Here is a 19,815-nt window from a genome sequence, read left to right on the forward strand (position 1 = left end):
TTAGTTACCCAGCAGCCAAACCCTCGGTAAGGTCGTCCTTCGTACACAGAACCGGTAGTGTGGCCGGAAAATCCGCCGTCCGTACGACCTCTACACCCTACGATGGACTCGGACGAGACCGCCGATTAACGCCAGCACAAGTGTGACTAACTGGACAGTAAATCCGGGCCCGGAGGCCGAGACCGTCTCGGAGGCTGGCTCCGCACCGCCGCCGCTTTCACCAGTCTCGGCAGTCCCGGACCCGCCCGTACTCGGGGCCGAGTTCGAGCCAACGCGGAGGTCACCTGCACTGACGCCGTTGACCGCGACTGCGCCGTCGACAGCTTCGAACTCCATCGTCACGGTAGTTTGTTCGCCGGCGTCGAGTCGAACGGTCCGAGAAGCGACCGGGTCGCCGTCGACAGTGACCGTCAGCGTCTGTTCGACGGTTTCGTCGGTCGGGTTCTCGACGGTCGCTCGCGCTGATGTGTTGAAGCCGGCCCGGACCCAGTCAGCCATCAGGGATGCATCGGCAACAGTGAGTTCTGCGGGCGTCGGCGTCGATGCATTCGTATTCGAGGAGCTGGCTGTCGTCGTCGGGGTGGACGTATTAGCGACCGGGGAGACGACAGCGATGGTCGAGAGGTTGGACGATGACGCCTGGATAGACGTATTCGTCGCGTTGGCGCTACTGGGTAGCTGACTCCAGGACCCGTTGTGGTACTGGAACACCCGGACGGCGTCCATCGATCCGTTGGTCGGCAGCGCCGATTCGTTGAGCCGCAGGGTGTACCTCACCCGGCTGATGGCAGACGCATTTGCGCCGGAAGTGACGGTCACGTACCCACGCACACCGTCTGCCTGAACTTCGGTCATGTTGTTCGGCGTGGCCTGCGGGCCGAGCATCGTCGCGTTGAACCCATCACTGTCGTTGGTCACGTCGAGCGAGAGTGCAGAGAGGGTGAACGCTGGCGCGGTCTCGGACGGCCCGGAGCGGTTCAGCGATTGGGTGACCGTCGAGTTCGCGGCGTCGGCAGTCACTCGGACAGTGACTCCGTTGTCGATCTGGGACTGCGAGATCGCGGGCGCCTCTGCGCCGCCGCCGTCGTCGGTCTCGTCCGACTCGTCGTCGAGATCGAAGCCGCCACCGCCACCGCCACCGCCTCCGCCGCCTCCGCCGCCTCCGCCACCGCCGTCACTACTGCTTTCGGCTTCGACAGCAAGCGTTTCAGTGGCGGCGTTGCCAATAGCGAGCGAGCGGTTGCCCTCGTTGTCGAAGGAGATACTGAACGAGACAGTTACTGTTTCACCGCCGGCAATCGGGCCGATAGTTCTGGACTTGAGCGTCTGGTTGGTCTCTGTAAGCGCCGCGGTGTAGTTCCCACTCTCTGTCCCGACGTTTGCGACAGTCGCTGTCACGTCCACTGACTCGCCGGTTTCGGTGGACGAATTACTCAGTCGGGCGTCGCGAACCTCGAATGTCGCGGGTTGGGTCACTGAGATGTTTCCGCCGGAGTCACCGTTGACCGCCACGTCGTACTCTCCGCCGCTCTCGAAGACGTAGACGAAGGAGACCTCGGTCTGTTGACCGCCCGAGAGCGTGACGTTCCTCGTGTCCACGATGTCGTCGTTGGTCTGGAGGCGCACCGGGGAGGTCCCTGTCTCGTCGCCGTTGTTGACAACGGTGGCAGTCACCTCAATCGGTTCGCCTGTCCGAGCGCTCGTCCGGTTCAGGTCGACGCTAGTGGTTTCGAACGTCGCCGCCTCGGAGACTCGAACTGTTCCGACCCGCTCGCCGTCGAGGTCGATAGGGTACGTGCCGACGGCGGTGAACGACTCCGTGAACGAGATAGTCGTCGATTCTCCAGGGCCTAATTGCAGTTCCGTGGCGTTCACCCGCTCGTCAGCGACTGTAAGCGGGACCTCGTAGGTACCGGTCTGGTCGCCAGTGTTCGTAACCGTCGCGGTCACCGCGACGCTCTCGCCCTCGCCCACCCTCGTCGTGTTCAGCGCCCTTTCGGAGACTTCGAACGTCGCTGGCTGCTCCACCGTGACGGTCTGAGTCTCGCTACCGACCGTGAACTGGTACGTGCCGGGCTCCTCGAACGTGTGCACGTACGTGTCCGTATCGGATGCATCGGGTTCCAGATCGAACGAGACGGCGTCGACGGCTTCGTTCTCCGTTTCGACCCAGAACTCTTGCTTTGCGGTCACGGTCCCATCGTTTCTGGCCGTCACCGTCAGTTCTGCCGCGTCGCCCCGGGTGACCGTTGTTCTGTTCCACTTCGCGTCGGTGACCTGAATATCGGGCTGGCCGACAGTCAGGGTGCCGGCGATGACGCCGTCGACCGTGACCTCGTGGTCGCCCTCGTCAACAGCTCCTTCGAGTCGATAGAGGAGTGTCTCGTTGACTGTCTCTCCGGCCGGGACCGTTACCGACTCCTGGCTAACCTGCGTGCCGCCAACTTCGATAGGCAGCGTAATCGTTCCGGTCTGTCCGCCAGTGTTCTCCACCGTCACCCACAGCTCCGGCTCGCGGGTCCCGATGCCACCCGTGTCCGTGTCAGTATTGACCTGGGTGTCGATGAGCCCGGCGTCCTGAATCTGGAGCGAGCCCTCGTCCGCAACGTCGACAGTCCCGACCGATTCGCCGTTTATCGTCAGGTCGTAAGTACCCTCGCTGTCGAAGCTCGGTGAGAACTCCAGCGTCTCCGTATCGCCGTTTTCGATTTCGACGGTCCGGGTGGCGATTTCGGAGCTGTCAGTCTGCAGAACGACGTCCTCTGTCGCCGACCCGTCCCCGCCTCTGGGGTTTTGCATCCGGACCGTCAGGTCGACGGGCTCGCCGGTGATCGTCGAGTCGTCGCTTAGCTGCGAGTACTCGACGGTGAACTGCCTGGATTCCTCGATGGTGATGGTCGGGTTCGAGCCGGAACCGTCCCGCAGTTCGTACGCCCCGGCAGGCAACTCGTCGAGGGTCCCGGTGTCCAGCGTCCACGAGGTCGTCTCCGTGTCGCCGCCACCGACCTCGACGGCGAGTTCGTTGACCATCCGGGACGCTCCGGTGTCCGTGTTCTCAAGTTTCGGTATGATCGTCAGTTCGCCGGTTTGCCCGCCAGTGTTTTCGAGCGTATGAGTTACCTCGATGGTTTCGCCTCGCGTGACAGTAGCCCGGTCGACTGTCGTCTCGGTGACCGTGATGTTCGGCGGTTCGACGACGGTTACCGTCCCGGCCGGGACTCCATCGACGGCGAGGTCGTACTCGCCGGTGTCGTCGAGGGTGACGGGAACAGTCTCCGTCGTCTGCTGGCCGCCGCCAACCGCAACGTCGGCTTGCTCAATTTCCTCGCCGTCCGCCGTGACGGCTACTTGTTTCGTCCCATCGCTGTCTCCGGTGTTCTCAGCCGTGAGCTCCACCTGGAACTCCATCCCGGAGACGACAGAGAACGGCGCATCGTGTATACCGGAACTGTTGGTCTTTGTCGCAGAGGCGTCGGTCACCTCGATAGCCGCTGTCTCGTGATTGGACGCGGCTGCGACACCCGGCCCGAACACCGGGGCCGTCGACACCGCAACCACAGCCAGTAGCGTCATCGCTGATAGCCACAGGCCCGTAATCTTACCCATGGGAGGGGCGATGACAGTATGGTAATTAGTTAGCGGGAACGAATCGCAGAGTAAGGTACTATTATCGCGTATACCGTCCGCTACCGCCGGTTCTATCCTAATAAGGGCTGAAAGGTGGCATTACAAGTAATGGCTCACTCGGCGCACCCAGCCCACAGGGCTGGCACGTCGGTATACATATAGTACCTCAAACGGCGGCTGTTCTTTCGGTCAGCGCCCGTCACTCGTCGCGCGATGAAAGCATCTCTCGCTGGCGGGATCCACAACAGCGCGGCTGTAATCTATCGATGAGACGCTCAGGGACACACCTGAGGCCGGTAAGAATTAGACTGAGGCTGTGAGGCTATCAGAGACGCTTGCTCACGTATGGGCCGTCCTGCTTGTACCCCAGCTTCTCCCGGTAGTACTGCCGGACGCCGATACCGGAAATAACGGCCAATTTCGGGTAGCCGGCGTCCCGTGCCAGTGTTTCCGCTTTTTCCAGCAGTTTCTTGCCGTAGCCTTTGTGCTGGTGGTCCTCGTCGTCACCCTCTTGACCGACGCCGACGGCGTTGCCGTAGACGTGGAGTTCGCGGACGATTGCGGCGTCCTGTAGCTCCCGGCGTACCGGATCGTTGGGGAATCTGAGCCGACAGAACCCGACGAGCACGTCGTTGTCGAAGTCTTCGAAGGAGATGAAATGCTCCGTGCCGCCACAGGCCTCGTAGGTCATCACGTCGAGTTCGATGTTCTCGGCGGCATCGTCGCTGTGTCCGGCCTCCCGACAGCGGATACAGTCACACGTCCAGTCGTGCTCTTCCATCCGCTGCCAGGCGAGCTGGCGGAGGTTCGACTTCCAGACGCCGCCCTCGATGAAGTCCGCCGGGATGTCCCGCTGGACGCGCTGGAGGCGGGTGTAGCGGGGAATCATGTCCTTGATTTCGGCGACCAGTTCGGCGGCCTCGTCGTTGGAAAGCGGGTCGAACTCGTCGTTGCGCCACCAGTCGTATGTGACGGTTCCCTCGACAATCAGCGTCGGGTATATCTTGAGGTAGTCGGGCCGCCAGTCCGTCTGGTCGAAGATGCGCCGGAAGTCCTCCAGACACATCTCCTTGGACATCCCGGGCTGGCCCGGCATCATGTGGAAGCCGACCTTGAACCCCGAATCGCGCAGGCGGCGGTTGGCGTCGATAGAGGCCTGCACGCCGTGGCCGCGGTGCATCTCGCGGTTGATCCGCTCGAAGGTCGTCTGGACGCCGACCTCGACTTTCGTCCCGCCGAGGTCGAGCATCCGGTCGATCTGTTCCGGATCACACCAGTCCGGCTTCGTCTCGAACGTGGTGGCGACGTTGCGGACGTCAGCGGTCTCGTTTTCCGCGATGACATCTTCCAGATAGCGGAACTCGTAGTCGTCCTCGGCGAAGCTCACGTCCTCCGCGGGCGTCGGCTCCGAATCCACGTCGAAGTCGTTCATCGCCTCCAGGGCCCGCTTGACGAACCACTCCTGGTAGTCGTGGCTCCGGGCCGTCATCGTCCCGCCCATCACGATGAGTTCGGCCTTGTCGACAGGATGGCCGATTTCCCGCAGTTGGTTGAGCCGGAGGGTGACCTGGCCGTAGGGGTCGTAGTCGTTCTGTTCGCCGCGTGCGGCCGCGGGCTCGTGGCCGGTGTAGGACTGCGCGGAGGAGAACTCCGAATCCGGGCCGCCCGGACAGTACAGGCACTTCCCGTGAGGACACCGCTCGGGTGAGGTCATGATAGCGATAGGGGAGACACCCGAGGCAGTCCGAACGGGCTTGCGCTGGAGGACCTCCTCCAGCACCTCGCGGTGCTCCTGTGGCGCGTAATCGAGCAGTTCGGAGTTTTTCGGCACTTTCGGCGCGGAATACTCTCGACAGACATCTATCTTGGCCGATTCGACGTCGTCGCGCTCGACCTCGCCTGCGAGAATCCGGTCGACCAGCTCCGCACACACCTGCTGGAAGGTCTCTGTCTCGTCTGGGTCCGGCGTCTCCGTGCTCATCGGCGTTGTGCGAAATCGGCGTCTCGGCCGAATAAGCGTGTCGCTCGGGTATCGTCAGCGACGGGGGTGGCCGTGGGGTTCATTGTGCTGTCACACCAAAGAGAGGTATGAGAAGCGAAACGGACGACACCAGGAGCCCCGACCGACCGACCTTCCGCGGCTGTGTGTTCTGTTACAGCGCGGAGTGGGCGTACTACGGTGCGAAGAAGGCAGCCAGGTCCGTCTCGGCGACTGATACGTAGCGGGACCCGGGTCGCAGTCGGCAGCGAATGAGCCGTCTGAAAACAACTCCAGAGTCGTTGAAGCCCCGTCTCAGGCGCTCTACCCCGTTATTTCGAATGATACTGCCAGGGGAGTCTTTTAGTCATTGCTCTCCTCGACTGTGTATATATGCCAGACACGACCAGTGGGTCTGCACAAACTCGCTCCCGGGAATTGACGCCGACGGAACGGTTCCAAGAGTTCATTGCATACATTCCGAGTGGCGATACGATCCCCGACGAGACATGGCGCGGCCGACACCGTAATATCCTCATTCTGCTGCTTGCGCATGTGCCGTTCCTGCTGGCACTCGGGCTGTATTCGGGAACTGAGTCGCTCGTCACGGGCGCGACGCTTCCCGAGATAGACACGCTCCACGTTCTCGCAGAGGTCGGGGTCGTCGTCGGCCTCGCCGTGTTAGCGAGGTTGCCCTGGTTCGGTCGGCGAACGCGAACCGCGCTGGCGACGATGGGACTCGTCACGACGTCCGGGTTCCTGGTCCACTTCTCCGGCGGGTACATCGAGGCTCACTTCCACTTTTTCGTCGTGATGGCTGTGGTTGCCGTCTACGAAGACTGGCTGCCGTTCTTCCTCGGCATCGGGTACGTCTCCGTCCAGCACGGGATTTTCGGCATGATCGACCCGAGTCGGGTGTACAACCACTCGGCGGCGATCAACAACCCGTGGGTGTGGGCGTTCATCCACGCGGGCTTCGTTCTGATGCTGGCCGCGGCGCTGATGGCGCACTGGTCGTCGACCGAGCGATCCCGTGAAGCGGCGGAACAACAACTCGAACAGGCCAGAGAGAAGACCCAAGAGGTCGAAAACCTGGAGGAGAAGAAAGCCGAGATGGAGCGGACCATCGCCGAGGCCGAAGAGGCGAAAGCCGAGGCCGAGGCCCGACAGCAAGAGGTCGAAGAGTTCAACGAGCACCTCGAAGCCACGGCCGACGCTTACAGCGCGGCGATGTCCCGGGCGGCCGACGGAGACCTCACGGTCCGGATTGACCCCGACAGCGAGAGTGACGCGATGGCACAGATCGCCGAGTCGTTCAACAAGATGATGACGGAGACGGAGTCGGCGATGGCCGAAATACAGACGTTCTCGCAGGAGGTCGCGTCGACGAGCGACCAGGCCACAGCCGGTGCCAACGAGGCAACAGGTGCCAGCGAAGACATGAGCGAATCGATTCAGGGCATCGCCAGCGGGGCGGTCGACCAGCGTGAGATGCTCGAAACCGTCTCAAGCGAGATGACCGACCTGTCAGCCACCGTCGAGGAGGTCGCCGCTTCGGCCGAAACCGTCGCGGAACGGTCCCGCGAGACAGCCAAGATCGCGGACGACGGCGAGGAGACCGCACAGGAAGCGATAGCGGGCTCCCGGGAGGTCCAGACAGCGATCGATTCGACCGTCGAAAACGTGGAGCGGCTGGACGAGAAGATGGCAGAGATCGGTGAGATCGTCGATCTCATCGGCGACATCGCCGAGCAGACGAACATGCTGGCCCTGAATGCCAACATCGAGGCCGCACGGGCCGGAAACGGGTCGGGCGGCGATGGGTTCGCTGTCGTCGCAGACGAGGTCAAACAGCTGGCGGAGGAGACGCAGGCCTCTGCGACCGAAATCGAACAGCTCATCGCGGAGACCCAGGCCCAGACCGAAACCACGGTCACAGAGGCACGGGGGGCAAAGCAGGATATGCAGGAGAGTACAGAAGCCGTCGAAGACGTCGTCAACACGTTCACGCAGGTGGCCGAGAACGCCGAGGCGACCGACGACGGGATTCAGGAGATCAGCGACACGACCGACGACCAGGCCGCCACGACCGAGGAAGCGGTGTCGATGGTCGAGGAGGCCGTGGACATCAGCGAGGCGACCGCCGCGGAGACCGAGACCGCCTCCGCGACCGCGCAGGAACAGGCCGCGTCCATGTCGCAGGTCAGTGCCAGCATCGAATCACTCGCCGAGCAGTCCGAACGGCTCCAGACGATGCTGTCGGAGTTCGAAGTCGACAGCCGATAGCGGCTCACTCCTCCCAGTACTCTTTTTCCGCGTTCCTGTCGAGATACGTCGACAACGTCCGGTCCGCCTTCTCGCCGCCCGGCGGTGACCCGGCGTACAGCCCGACCATCTCCCGGTCGGGGTAGACGGTGATATCCGGTTCCTCCATCGTCGAAACCATCAACAGTCGGAGTTCAGACTCGCCGGCTTCGATTTCGTGCGCACTCTCCTCGCCGGCCGGAAGCGCGACGAAATCGCCCGGCTTGAGTGCGTGTTCCTCAGCGTCGGGGCCGAGCCAGAGCGTGCCGGTCCCGGCCTGGACAAATATCGCTTCCTCGTTGCCTTCGTGGTAGTGGCGCACCCAGAGCCGTTTCCCCGGTGGGACGGCATAGAGGCTCGCGCCGAGTTGTTCGCCCCCGGCGGCGTCACCAAGCTGCTTGCGCCTGAACGTCCGGTCGCCGTGGTCGTGGTCGGTCCAGTCGAGGTCGGCTTCGTTGACGGGGCCGTCGCTCATGCCCGGTCAGACTGCCGGCGGATAGAAAAAGTCCTCTGCGCTACAGTTCGTCGGCCAGCACGTCGAGCGTGGCGTCGAGGACGGCCGGTCGCTCGCCGGCCAGGTAGCGGATGGTCCCCTCGCGGACGCTCCGCGTCGCGACGCCGCCTTCGGGAACTCGCTCGCTGACTTCGCTGACTAGCTCGTGCAGGTCCAGGTCGCCGTTGGCACGGACGTACATCGTGTCCGTCGAGATGCCGAGCACGGCGTCGCTCTCGTCGCGGACATCCCGGTGGAGTTCATCCAGCAGGAGCGACTCCGGCGGGAACTCGTACTGGTGGGTAAAGGCGTCCGTGTCGAGCACGGCGATGTCCACGTCACCGACGGTCCGGTGGTCGAGGTTGGCCCGGGCGGTGGACACCTCTTCGTCGACCTTCTCGCGGAACTGCTCGGCGATGTGGCCGGCCAGGCCGCCCACGTCCTCCTCGTCGTCGCCGAACACGAGGTCGGTGATGAGTTCGCGCTTGTCCTCGTAGGACTGGTAGTGGGCTTCGAGCGCGACTGCTTCGCGGAGTTCCGACACGGCGGTCTCGTCGTAGCCGGCCTCGCTGGCGGCCTCGACGTACGGCTCGGGGATGTCCTCCCAGAAGCTCACGGCCGGGAGGTGCTGCAGGTCGTCGCGGACGTCCTCGTTGACGTGTGCAGCGACGTTGGCCGCGAGCGCCGTCGAGGTGGTCTCCGAAACGGTGTCGGCCGAGGGGGAGACGACGGCGTCGACCGTATCGACGACCGCGCCGTCGACGTCGATGTCGTCGATGACGACGCTCGGTGCGCCGTAGACGTTCAGCAGGTCGAAGCCGTCAAGGCTCTCGCGCGTGCCGCCGGCGGCGACGAAGACGAACAGCGGGAGCTTCTCCTCGTGGCGCTCCCGGTTGTCGAGCATCGTCGTCGTGTCCTTCGTCGCGTCGTCCATGTCGTAGACGCCGCCCTCGATTGGTCGCCGGTCGAAGTAGTGGTACTTCGCGTCGGCGCGGCGGTGCTGCTCGGTGACCAGCGGGAGTGCGGCGCGTTCGAGCGCGCTGCCGGCGAGATAGCCGTCCGCGGTGTTGGCGTGGCGGACGATGACCGGACGGTCCGTCAGCACTGCCTTCCGGATCTGGGTCGCCGCTTCGACCAGATCATCGGAGAGGGCCGCAACCGCCGTATCATCGGCGAGCGGTTCGGCCGTGTCAGGTCGGGCCTCGTCGTCGAGGGCGTCGGCGAGCCGCTGTTCGACTTCCTCGCGCTCCTCGGCTTCGAGGACATCGAGCTCCTCGGTCTCGACCTGCAGTTCACCGCGACGCTCGCGGACTTCGCCCGAGAGTCGGACGTAGTCGTCTTCTTCGACCTCGGGGTAGGCGCGGACGCCTGCCTCGACGAAGGCCGCGCAATCGACAGTGCCGGTCTCGTCCTGCAGTTCGAACACCGTCGGCCCGGAGGTCTGTCGGATGCCGACGACTTCGCCTTCCAGTCGAACGTCCGCACCGACGTGGTCGTCGAGATCGCCGATAGCCGCGGCGACCGGTTCGGCCGTGGTCGCCTCGTCCGTCTGCTCCTCGCTTTCGTCGCTCTCTGCGTCGGCTTCCTCGTCGGACTCGGTCATGACGGCGGTGTTCGACCCGCTGTCGTTGCCGCCGACGGCCGCAGTGCCTTCGACGCGGTCGTCATCGCTGGCCCGACTGACTGCGCCGGCGTTCGTGGCGCTGCTGTCGTCGGATTCGGTGCCTTCGTCCGCGTCCGATTCGTCGTCGCTTTGTCCCGCTGACTCGTCAGTTGAGGGTCGAGACGCCTCCTCGTCCGAATCGTCGGACTGTGTCTCGTCTTCGTCGTCTTCGTTCTCAAGCAGGACTGAGTGGCCGATTTCCGGGTCGTCGACGAGGACGCCGCGGAACTCGCGTTCGGACTGGCGGATCGACCAGCCGAGGTCGACGTTGCCGTTGTCCCGTACGTTCTTGACCTGGACGTAGACGGTGTCGCCCGAGTCCCAGTCGAGGGAATCGAGCCGCTGGTCCAGTTCGCTCCGGTGGAGCAGCCCCGTTACGCTGTCGCCGATGTCGACGAACACGCCGAACTCGGCGAAGCCGTCAACACTGCCGCGGTAGTAGCGGTCGACCGATAGCTGGTCGGCACGCGAGCCACGGAACTCGAACAGGGCGTCCTCCTCGTGGAGGTCACAGATGCGTCCTTCGACAGATTTGCCGCAGATGATACACGAACCCATTACACGGTGCAAGCATGTCGGGCCTAAAACGGTTGTCGAATTCCGGACGAACCAAACGGGGCCGCTATTCGAACATCTCGCTCTCTTCTTCCAGTAGTTCGAGCCCTGAAGCGACCGCTTTCGCCTGTTCAGGAAACAGAGCGACCTCGATTTCGCTTCCCTGTTCGTCTTCGAAGGCAATTTTCACGCGCTTGTCGCCGTACTCGCGAACGTCGACACCCTCCACGTCGTACATCTTGATCGTCGCTTCCTTGTTCGACGGGCCGACGCTCTTGAACGCTCCATCTTTGAGTTCCAGCATGAACTGGTCGATGTCGATACTGAGCATCGTGTGGAAACGCACGCCGGCGGACCCTAAAACCCGTAGTCAGCGGCCAGCACCGAGACGGCCTGAAAGCCCCGGAAGCCGTAGCCGAAAATAATTGCGGCGGGGACGGCTCCGACGATTGCGGCCACGGGGTGCCGGATATTGTGGACGACGGCAGTGCCGAGCAGGTACAGGCCCGCGCCCCAGGCGGTGACGAGCACTCGGACTTCTGCGCTGGGCAGCCCCGCCAGCAGACAGGGGGCCATCGCGTAGCACATCACCTGGACGGTTTCGCTCACGCCGCCGCGGTCCGACGCGACGGGGAGCAGTCCGAGGGGAAGCAACAGCAGCGTCTGTAGCGCCGCCGTCAGATGCACCGTCGCCGGCGTGACGAACACGAGAATAGCAAACAGCGCCAGTACCGCGACGCCGGGCGAGAAGCCACCGATAGCGGGGTAGTCGAACGGCCCCGTAGACAGCAGTCCCCGCTGGGCCAGCTTGACGACGGCGTAGCGGCTCACCTCCTCGAAGAGGACTACTGTCGCCGCAAACACCAGCCCCGGGGCCTGGTCACCCGGCGCGACGCCGGTCCGGAAGAACCGCCGCGGACGGCGGAGTATTTCCACCCACGCACGCACCAGCGCGGCTGGCCCGCGGTCCCGGCCACCGGTCGGATTCTCGACCCACTGAGTCACGCCTGAAACTTGGGCGCGAGCCGGTTTGACCGTTTCCTTCTATCCGTCAGCCCCCTTCGGCTCGGACACGCACAGCGGTCCTCACGGCTAATCGTCCGCTCCGACGTTCTCCGTACTCTCGAAACACGCCGAGTCCGGCTCGATGTTCGCGTACTTGACTGCTTCCTCACCGAGCGACGTCACGCGTTCCTCGATATCGGCGTCGACTATCTGACCGTCAGCGATGTGATTGTGTGCGTTCGGAACCGCGGCCTGATGCGGGATGACCCAGCAGTTCAGCGCCCGGCAGACCGAGCGGAGGTGTTCGAGCGCGGTGATGGGAAAGCCCCCGCCGGCGACCGCTAGCAATCCCACGGTTTTGTGTTCGAACTCGTCGAAGCCACAGTAGTCGAGTGCGTTCTTCAGCATGCCGGAATAGGACCCGTGATACACCGGCGTCCCCAGCAGAATTGAATCAGCCGCGTGAACTCTATCGGCGAACTCGACAGCGTCGCCGACCTCGCGATGGTCGGCATCGAACACCGGTAGGTCGAATTCCTGAAGATCCAGCAGTTCCGTGGTCGCCCCCAACTCCTCGGCGGCGACGAGCGCGCGCTCGATACCGACCCTGGTGTAGCTCTCCTCTCTGAGACTGCCGACGACACCGACGATGTGTGGTTCGGACATGTCGGGTCTATGGAGTGGGGCCGGTATATCGATGGGGGAGACGAGGCGCAGCGCTAGTCCCTTTCCGGCTGTCGGTTTGTCAGGCCATGAAGGTCGCTCTGGCCGACGCTCAGTTGTCGTGGTAGACGTAGAGGAGGTTCGGATACGGGATGTACGCGACACGTTCGAGCCCGCCACTGCCGACCTCCTTCTTCAGATGGACACCGTTCGACCCCTCGACCACGTCGTGAATGTTCTTGATTTCGGTGCCGTCACTCAGCTCAGCTGTCATGTGTGACATTATACTCCATAGGGACCCTGGTCGTAAAGCACCCCGGGCTGTGCGTGGTCGACGACAGCAGTCGATGAGTGGCTGGCGGATTACGCATGTTCGCTACGCTAACGGCTGCAAAAGGAGTCCGTGGCTCAGGAGCCGAGCTGAACCTTCTCGGACGACGCTTCCTCACGGGAGCGGTGGCCGAGGTCGGCTTTCAACGCCTCGATAGCCTCCTCAGGGTCGGTCTCCGAATCGAAGACCCGGTCGAAACCGAGCGCTTTGAACGTCTCGCGCGTCTCCTCGAAGGAGTCCTGCCCGACAGCGAGGTTGCCGCCGATGTAGGTCGTCACGTCCAGACCCGCCTCGTTGATCTGCTGCTGGAACCCCTGACAATCCTGCTCGGCGTGGCCGTACAGCGACGAAACGAGTATCGCTTCGGCGTCGTGTTCATCCGCGGCGTCGATGAACTCCGACTGGGACGACTGGACACCGAGGTTGACTACGTTGAACCCTGCCGCTTCGAACGCTCGTTCCAGAATGGTAATCCCAACGACGTGCGCGTCGGAGCCGATGACACCGAGGATGACTGTCCTCATACAAGACCACCAATGGGTGTCAACTACATAAACCTAATGATAAACCATGATAGATTATGGGAATGGTTCACACACCGGGGAGAGGATATTAGCCATGATAGCCCAAACGAACCGATAGACACAGCATCTATGGTACGCGACACGATTCAGCATCTGGCAGATCCCCGGGTACTGCGCCGCCTATCGCGTCAGTCCACCCACTGTGGCACCCGCTCGGAACAATCTGTCTGTCCGTCGTCGGGACACGCATGACGACCATCCGCCGAGCCTTCGACGCCGACGCCGACGGCATCCGCCGGGTCGCACGGGCGGCGTGGCACGACGCCTACGACTCGCTGGACTCCGACGTCATCGACGAGACGATATCCGACTGGTACGCCGACCCGCTGGGCAGCGCGCTCCACGGGTGGGCCGGCGGCGTCCCCGCCAACGACCTCGACGACATCGAGGCGACGTTACTGGTTGCCGAACAGGACGGCGAAATCATCGGCTTCACCCAGGGCATCACCATGCATACGATGGGGACGATGCTGCGGCTGTACGTCCACCCGGACTACCACGGGGAGGGTGTCGGGACGGCGCTGTACGACCGGCTCGAAGACATCTTTCTGGAACACGGCGTTGAGCAGTTCCGGGCGCTCGACCTGGCCTCGAACGACCGGAGCCGGGAGTTCTTCGAGAACCTCGGCTTCGAGCGGACCAAGACTCGGACACTCACGATCGGCGGCGATCCCTACGACGAGGCCGTGTATTCCCGCGAGCTGTCGCCCGAAGAAGGCGACGAGTAGCGTCAGCAAACGCGATCCGTCTCAGATACCACTGACCGTCTCGATGAGCCCGACCGATTCGAGGGCCATCCAGCAGACGAACACCACGTACAGACCAAGCAACGTGTACGCTTCGCGGTCAGAGAGTTCGAGGTCCGTCCGGATGAACACGATGAACACCAGCGTCACGAACCCCAGAAACCCCATCGTCGGAATCGCCACGAGAAAGTCGATTGTCGCCCGCCCTGCAAGGAGGACGCCGACGGGAATCGCCACCAGCAGATTGAACGTATTGCTTCCCAGAACGTTCGTCAGACTCGTGACGCTGTCGTCGTTTTTCGCGGCCCGGACGCTGACGAAGGCATCAGGGAGGCTCGTCCCGGCGGCGATGACGGTCAACCCCCAGAGGAACGTCGGCGTGTCGAAGATGACACCGAGGGCGAGCGCGCCCTGAACCATCCCCTCGACGCCGACCGTGATGACGACGAGTCCGACCCCCAGCATTCCCCACTCCCGTCCCGGACGGACGCTGTGGGTTTCGTCTGCGACGTGCTCGCTGGCGTCCTGCTGGTGCAAGAAGACGTAGATACCGTAGGCCATGAGCGGAACGGCGACGAGCGTCGGGGTCAGGATAGCCGCCCGATTGGTCCCGCCCGGAACGTACGTCGCCCCGAGCGCGAACACGATGAACAGGATGAGGACGCTGATGACGTAGAACTGGGCGTCTTTGTGGACGATGTCACGCGTCGACCGGAGTTCTTCGCTCGACAGCGCCGCGAGGGCCGGAATCACGAGCAGATTGAATATCGCGCTCCCGACGATTGCACCGACGCCCAGCGAGAACTCGTCGTGGACGACGGTGCTGATAACGACCGAACTTATCTCGGGAAAGCTCGACCCGACGGCGACGACGATTGCGCCGTGAACCGCCACCGGTAACCCGTAGTACTTGCTCAGCCGTTCTGCGGCCCGCTCGAAGTACGCGCTCCCTTTCCAGATGACAGCGGTTGCGACGACGATGAGAGCGACCGAACCCAGCAAGCCAGCCATTGTGGACGTATTGACCGCACGGGTTCAAGGGTGTATGCCACTGGCGGTCAGCGCTGGAGGCGCGCGACCGCCTCGCCGTCGCTGTTCTCGACATCGACTAGCCCGTCGTCGGCCAAATCCTCCAGAAGCCCTCGGAGCCATTCGCGGCCGTACTCCCCCTCGGGCGCGTAGTCCACGCGCACACGCGGCCCCAACTGGTCCAGTTGTAGCTCGTCGTACTCCTTGAGCGCCGAGATGACGCGGCCGCGCATCTGTCGACGGCTCCCCTCGAACTCGGGCTGGGTCGGGACGTCCGGCGCGGTGAAATCGCCCGTTTCGTAGGCCGAACACCACTCACGCCACGGGCACTGTGCGCCGTCACAATCCGGCGTCTTTTCGCAGGCAACCCCGCCCAGTTCCATGATGGCGTTGTTCCAGACTCGCGACTGGCCCCCGGGCATGAGTTTGCTTGCGGCCGCTTCAAACTCTGAATCGTCGTCCGGCACGTCGAAGGCGCGGTACAGGACACGCTTGACGTTCGTATCGACGACGGCGTTCCCGTTGTTGAACGCGAAGGAGGCGACGGCGTTGGCGGTGTAGGGACCGACACCCATCAGGTCGCTGAGGCCGTCCGGGTCGCGGGGCCACTCGCCGTCGTAGTCGTCGACCACTTGGCCGGCCGCCTCGTGGAGGTACTTCGCACGATTGTTGTAGCCCAGCGAGTGACTGGTCCAGAAGCCCACGACATCCGAACGGTCGGCCTCGGCCAGGGCCGCCGCAGTCGGCCAGCGGTCCAGAAAGTCCTCCCAGGCGTCGACGACCCGGTCCAGTTGGGTCTGCTGGCTCATCACTTCGGAAACGAGAATCTCGTAGGGGTCAGTCGTCTCCCGCCACGGGTACGAGCGGTGGTCCGCCTCGTACCACTCCACGAGCGCGTCCTGGACAGCCGACGGGTCCGCGGGCACGGCCCCATGACGGTCCGTCGCTGTCGACTGGTCGGTCATACCCCCGTTTAGCCCTGTCCCGATTTGTGCGTGGCGGTCGTTGCCGCCCATCCCGTCGGCTGTACGTCTGGAAAGAATCGCCGCCCTGAGATGGCGGATATCTTACAGTAGTTACAGCCAACAGTATCAGTCGTCGACTTCGGACCGTCCCCACTCGAACTCGGTCCCGTACCAGTCCGGCTCGTCCTCGCTGAACACGTCCGCGAACACGAACATCGCGCCGTCGGGGTAGGTCGTATCGATGTACAGCCGCCAACCGTGGGCCTCCGCGATGGTCTTGACGATAGAGAGGCCGAGCCCGGTACCGTCCGCGCTCGTCGTGTGACCGTACTCGAAGATGTTGTCGACCGCTTCGCTCGGAATCCCCGGCCCGTCGTCGGCAACGTAGAAGCCGTGTTCCGTCAGCCCGACCGTGACGGTCACCTTCGGGCCGACGTGGTCGAGGGCGTTGCGAAACAGGTTCTCGAGGGCTCGCAAGAGCCGCGTCCGGTCGGCGTCGATGGTTCGACTGCCCGCGACCTCGATGCTGGCGTTTTTGTTGTCGATGTTGTCCCACGCGTCAGTGACGACGGCCTCCAGCGGAACCGGGGCCGTCTCCTCGACGCTTGCGCCCTTTCTCGTCAGCGTCAACACGTCGTCGATTATGGACTCGATACGGTCGTGTGCGTCTTCGAGTTTCTCGATGTGGGTCTGGAGGTCGTCCGAGTCCGTCTCCGGGTCCGACAGCCGCGTCGCAAGCAGTTCGACGTGCCCCCGGGCGACCGTGAGCGGGTTTCGAAGGTCGTGGCTCAGCGTCGACGCGAACTCGTCCAGCCGCTCGTTCTGGCGTTCGAGTTCGTGGCTCGACCGCTCGGCCTCCTCACGAGCCGCCTGGGCCTGGCGGATCTGACGCCGGAGCGTGTCCCGCATATTTCCGAAGGCGTCGTACAGCCTCCCGATCTCGTCCTGCCGGGCTGTCGAGATGTCAACGCCGAGGTCACCCTGTTCCATGGCCTGCGTCCGGTTACGGAGCTGTCTCAGGGGCCGAACCGTATGCCGTCCGAAAAGATATCCCGCGATGCCCAGCGAGGCGACTGCCGTCCCGATGACAGCGAGGAAGCCCCAGCGGACGAGCCGACTCGTTCCGTACAGTGTCTCTTGCGTCGCACTCGTCGTGACCACCCACGATGTACCGTTGACGGGCGTGTACGTCGCGACATGGGACCCCGTTTCGATAGTCGTCGTTCGGCCCGCTGTTGCGGCCCGGAGACCGTCCTGACTGATGGGCACGGAACCACCCTGGTCGCTGATAAGCGGGTCTCCGTCCCCAGTGAGCAGTTGCGTCTCGAACCCGTCGCGCCCGTCCTGAAACTGCTCGACCGGGACCCGGGCAACCAGCACTAGTGCTCCATCGGAGACGGGAGTCACGAACGCCATCGAATGGTTGTCACCGTCCGCGTATGCTGTCGAGTGGATCACTGTGCCAGTGTCGGTGGAGCCGTTCATCGTCGCCATCACAGGGGACTCCCACGCGGGTTCGACCGCCCGCGGTGGCCGGCCTTCTGTGTTCGTTCCGGTGCTCGCGACGACTATCTGAGAGTTGTCGACGGTGGAGACGTAGTGAAGCGAACGAATCTGTGACGACTCTGCCGTGGCTGCTGTCGTAAGGTACTGTCTGATATCTGCGGGCGTCCCAGTGCCGTACACCCCTGCGGCTGCGATAGCGATGGCCTCCGTCTCGGTGGTCGTCCGCCACTGCCCGATACTGTCGGCGCGATGCGTGGCCGACGTTTCGAGGTCCGTCACCGCGTCGCTGACGACCCGGTCCTGTATCTGCAGGTAGCTGCCGAAGCCGACGGCTGCGAGTACGACGACGATTACCGCCAGCGCGACAGCGAACTTCGCCACGTAGTTACGCGTGTACACGTCCGGGAGGACTGCGTGAAGCCGCTCTAGCAGCCCGTCGGGCTGGCTGGACGCTGCTGTCTCGTCCCCACCACCTGTCATTATCTAATCTGAATCCTTCGGTAGTTGACCGCTACCAACCGTTATGTTCAGTCCATGATATAATTTATCATATGTTATAATCGTAGACATCCGTGTTTCGAGGGAGCGGTCCCGGACGAGTCGTAAGGGGTTTCCTCGCGCTCACCGTCCCCCTTCGTATGAGCCTCGACGACCTACAGGAGGATATCGAAGCGGCGTACGGTGACTTCGACGACGACTTCGAGCTATCTATCGACCGCGAGACGCGCAACGAACTCGCGATGCTGTCTGTCGCACTCGACCCGGATGACCCGGACGAACTCGTCAGGCGCGCAGTTCACATGCTGTTCCAGTCGACCGTCGACCGCGGGACGCTGGATTTCCACCTCCGGTCGAGCTACGACTGCACGTACGACGAGTATCTCTCGGGGATGACCTTCGATCAGATGACCGGGAACGACTTCCCACAGCAACAGGACAAGGACGACCGGCGCTACCAGTTTTAAACGAAGAGTCCGAGCGCCAGCACCGTTGCGACACCCAGGACCACCGAACTCCAGAACGCGACGCGCGTGGCGAAAGCGCGGTTCGGTCCTGGGGCAGTCAGTGCAGCTTTGACCATGATGCTGGCAGCCGTCGCGGTCAGAATGGCGAACATCGCCGTCGGCCCGTCGATAGCGCCGCCGCGGTACAGCAACACGGCCGAGGTCGTCGCCCCAGCACTGGAAACCAGGCCGCTGAGTGCCGACGTGATGTAGAGCCCCGCCGTCCCGAACTGCGTTTCCGCGAACCCGCCGCCGACGACGACTAACAGGAACACACCGCCAAACGCCAGCGCGTTCCGTAGCGAGAACGGGCTTTCAAGCCCCATCTCGACTGTTTCTGACCAGTCGGCGGTGTACGCGGCGACGGCGACACTGCCGACGATGACGGCTCCCAGCGGGAGGATCGCCTCGACCAGGACGCCCCGTTCGATGGTGAAGAACACGGTAATGAGGAGGTTCCGGAGCGCCATCGCCGCGTCGGCGAGCAGAATCGCAGCTACCGCGTACGAGGTCGCGTCCGGCTGCTGTCGGACGTGGTCAAGCATCGTGCCGACCACCGCCGTCGACGACGCCAGGCCGCCGAAAAAGCCGGTGACGGCGATGCCACGGCCGCCGTAGGTCTGGACGATAGCGTAGTTGACGATGCCGATGCCGGCGACGAACACCACCATCAGCCAGATGACCCGCAACTCCACGGCGATGTCCAGCAGTCCCCCAGGTATCTCGACCGGTTCTGATGGGAGCAAGGGGTAGATGACGAAAGCGAGGATGGCGAACTCCGTCGCCGAGCGCAGTTCCTCGCGGGAGAGCCCCCACGCCAGGGAGTGGAGCTCCCGCTTGAGCACCAGCAGCAGCGACGAGAAGACGGCGACTGAGACGCCTTCGAGGATGAACCCCTGTGCGACCAGCGCCCCGACGCCGTAGGCGACGAGCATCGACACGGATGTGGTCAGTGACAGCCCATCGGCTTCCGCATCGCCGAGGAGCCCCTGCACTGCGAGCAAAATCCCTTGCACGATGACCAGCACGCCTCCCACGACGAGCAGTGCCTGGCTCTCGACCAGCGTGAACACCGCAGCGAGCAGGCTAATCAGTGCAAACGTCCGCACACCGGCTGACTTCTGTGACCACTCCCGCTCGAGGCCCAGAAACATCCCGAGCGCCCCCGCAAGCAGGATTCGAAACACGGTCGCCTGAATCGGCTCCGGGGATAGTTGCAGGAGGGTCGACATAGCGCCCATACGTGAGTTGTGAGTTAACAGTTGGTGATGTCATACATTCGTTCCGCACCCGTTTACCTGATGTCTAGTCTGAAATGTCCGAGATGCGGCGACTGATTCACTCCTCTCTCCGCTATGACAG

17 protein-coding genes are annotated in these 19,815 nt (G+C 63.4%); 4 read left to right on the forward strand and 13 right to left on the reverse strand.

The genetic code is table 11. The features are described 5' to 3' along the window. Nucleotides 1–90 precede the first annotated feature (90 nt). Together HAH_RS07790 and HAH_RS07795 are read right to left on the reverse strand one after the other, a co-directional pair. Nucleotides 91–3,606 (reverse strand): CARDB domain-containing protein, encoded by a 3,516-nt coding sequence (locus HAH_RS07790; protein WP_014040427.1) that lies wholly within the window; start codon nucleotides 3,604–3,606, stop codon nucleotides 91–93. A gap of 346 nt (nucleotides 3,607–3,952) precedes the next feature. After that, a complete protein-coding gene (locus HAH_RS07795; RefSeq protein ID WP_014040428.1) occupies nucleotides 3,953–5,608 on the reverse strand; it encodes a tRNA uridine(34) 5-carboxymethylaminomethyl modification radical SAM/GNAT enzyme Elp3 in 1,656 nt (551 codons plus the stop codon). Nucleotides 5,609–5,715: 107 nt separating this feature from the next. Between HAH_RS07795 and HAH_RS20290 the strand changes: the two genes are divergently transcribed. After that, a complete protein-coding gene (locus tag HAH_RS20290) occupies nucleotides 5,716–5,850 on the forward strand; it encodes a hypothetical protein (RefSeq protein ID WP_014040429.1) in 135 nt (44 codons plus the stop codon). A 148-nt stretch (nucleotides 5,851–5,998) separates the two neighbouring features. Continuing rightward, nucleotides 5,999–7,891 carry a methyl-accepting chemotaxis protein gene (locus tag HAH_RS07800; protein ID WP_014040430.1) on the forward strand — a complete coding sequence of 631 codons (1,893 nt, stop codon included), beginning with the start codon at nucleotides 5,999–6,001 and terminating at the stop codon, nucleotides 7,889–7,891. A gap of 4 nt (nucleotides 7,892–7,895) precedes the next feature. On the opposite strand, the gene HAH_RS07805 is transcribed toward HAH_RS07800, so the two are convergent. The 7 genes from HAH_RS07805 to glmS all read right to left on the reverse strand — a co-directional run bounded on the left by HAH_RS07805 (nucleotide 7,896) and on the right by glmS (nucleotide 13,143). Next, a complete protein-coding gene (locus HAH_RS07805) occupies nucleotides 7,896–8,384 on the reverse strand; it encodes a cupin domain-containing protein (RefSeq protein ID WP_014040431.1) in 489 nt (162 codons plus the stop codon). A gap of 40 nt (nucleotides 8,385–8,424) precedes the next feature. Beyond that, entirely contained in the window at nucleotides 8,425–10,623 is a 2,199-nt protein-coding gene (locus HAH_RS07810; protein ID WP_014040432.1) for a DHH family phosphoesterase, read from the reverse strand. A 64-nt stretch (nucleotides 10,624–10,687) separates the two neighbouring features. Further along, nucleotides 10,688–10,951, reverse strand: a complete 264-nt coding sequence (locus tag HAH_RS07815) for a hypothetical protein (RefSeq protein WP_004592637.1) — start codon at nucleotides 10,949–10,951, stop codon at nucleotides 10,688–10,690. A gap of 26 nt (nucleotides 10,952–10,977) precedes the next feature. After that, nucleotides 10,978–11,625: a YIP1 family protein gene (locus tag HAH_RS07820; RefSeq protein WP_023843271.1), complete on the reverse strand. Its 648-nt coding sequence runs from the start codon at nucleotides 11,623–11,625 to the stop codon at nucleotides 10,978–10,980. Nucleotides 11,626–11,712: 87 nt separating this feature from the next. Then, nucleotides 11,713–12,291: an NADPH-dependent FMN reductase gene (locus HAH_RS07825; RefSeq protein ID WP_014040434.1), complete on the reverse strand. Its 579-nt coding sequence runs from the start codon at nucleotides 12,289–12,291 to the stop codon at nucleotides 11,713–11,715. Nucleotides 12,292–12,400: 109 nt separating this feature from the next. After that, nucleotides 12,401–12,562, reverse strand: a complete 162-nt coding sequence (locus HAH_RS19765) for a hypothetical protein (protein WP_162470422.1) — start codon at nucleotides 12,560–12,562, stop codon at nucleotides 12,401–12,403. Between the two features lie 134 nt (nucleotides 12,563–12,696). Then, nucleotides 12,697–13,143: a methylaspartate mutase subunit S gene (gene glmS / locus HAH_RS07830; protein ID WP_014040435.1), complete on the reverse strand. Its 447-nt coding sequence runs from the start codon at nucleotides 13,141–13,143 to the stop codon at nucleotides 12,697–12,699. Nucleotides 13,144–13,391: 248 nt separating this feature from the next. Here glmS and HAH_RS07835 point away from each other — a divergent pair, with 248 nt between their 5' ends. After that, a complete protein-coding gene (locus HAH_RS07835) occupies nucleotides 13,392–13,931 on the forward strand; it encodes a GNAT family N-acetyltransferase (protein WP_014040436.1) in 540 nt (179 codons plus the stop codon). Between the two features lie 21 nt (nucleotides 13,932–13,952). Here HAH_RS07835 and HAH_RS07840 read toward each other — a convergent pair whose 3' ends face one another. From HAH_RS07840 to HAH_RS07850, 3 genes are all read right to left on the reverse strand, one after another. Further along, a complete protein-coding gene (locus HAH_RS07840) occupies nucleotides 13,953–14,960 on the reverse strand; it encodes a sodium:calcium antiporter (protein ID WP_014040437.1) in 1,008 nt (335 codons plus the stop codon). Nucleotides 14,961–15,007: 47 nt separating this feature from the next. Then, entirely contained in the window at nucleotides 15,008–15,943 is a 936-nt protein-coding gene (locus HAH_RS07845) for an HhH-GPD family protein (RefSeq protein ID WP_044952223.1), read from the reverse strand. 126 nt (nucleotides 15,944–16,069) lie between these two features. Continuing rightward, the gene (locus HAH_RS07850; protein WP_014040439.1) at nucleotides 16,070–17,929 is read right to left on the reverse strand and encodes a HAMP domain-containing sensor histidine kinase; all 1,860 of its coding nucleotides are present in this window, start codon (nucleotides 17,927–17,929) and stop codon (nucleotides 16,070–16,072) included. A 158-nt stretch (nucleotides 17,930–18,087) separates the two neighbouring features. Between HAH_RS07850 and HAH_RS07855 the strand changes: the two genes are divergently transcribed. Then, complete coding sequence (locus HAH_RS07855) at nucleotides 18,088–18,414, forward strand: hypothetical protein (protein WP_014040440.1); 327 nt, start codon at nucleotides 18,088–18,090, stop codon at nucleotides 18,412–18,414. Here HAH_RS07855 and HAH_RS07860 read toward each other — a convergent pair. After that, nucleotides 18,411–19,694 (reverse strand): MgtC/SapB family protein, encoded by a 1,284-nt coding sequence (locus HAH_RS07860; protein WP_014040441.1) that lies wholly within the window; start codon nucleotides 19,692–19,694, stop codon nucleotides 18,411–18,413. The two genes, HAH_RS07855 and HAH_RS07860, sit on opposite strands and share 4 nt — an antisense overlap. Between the last annotated feature and the right edge of the window lie 121 nt (nucleotides 19,695–19,815).

It is taken from the genome of Haloarcula hispanica ATCC 33960, assembly GCF_000223905.1.
Classification (GTDB): Archaea; Halobacteriota; Halobacteria; order Halobacteriales; family Haloarculaceae; genus Haloarcula; species Haloarcula hispanica.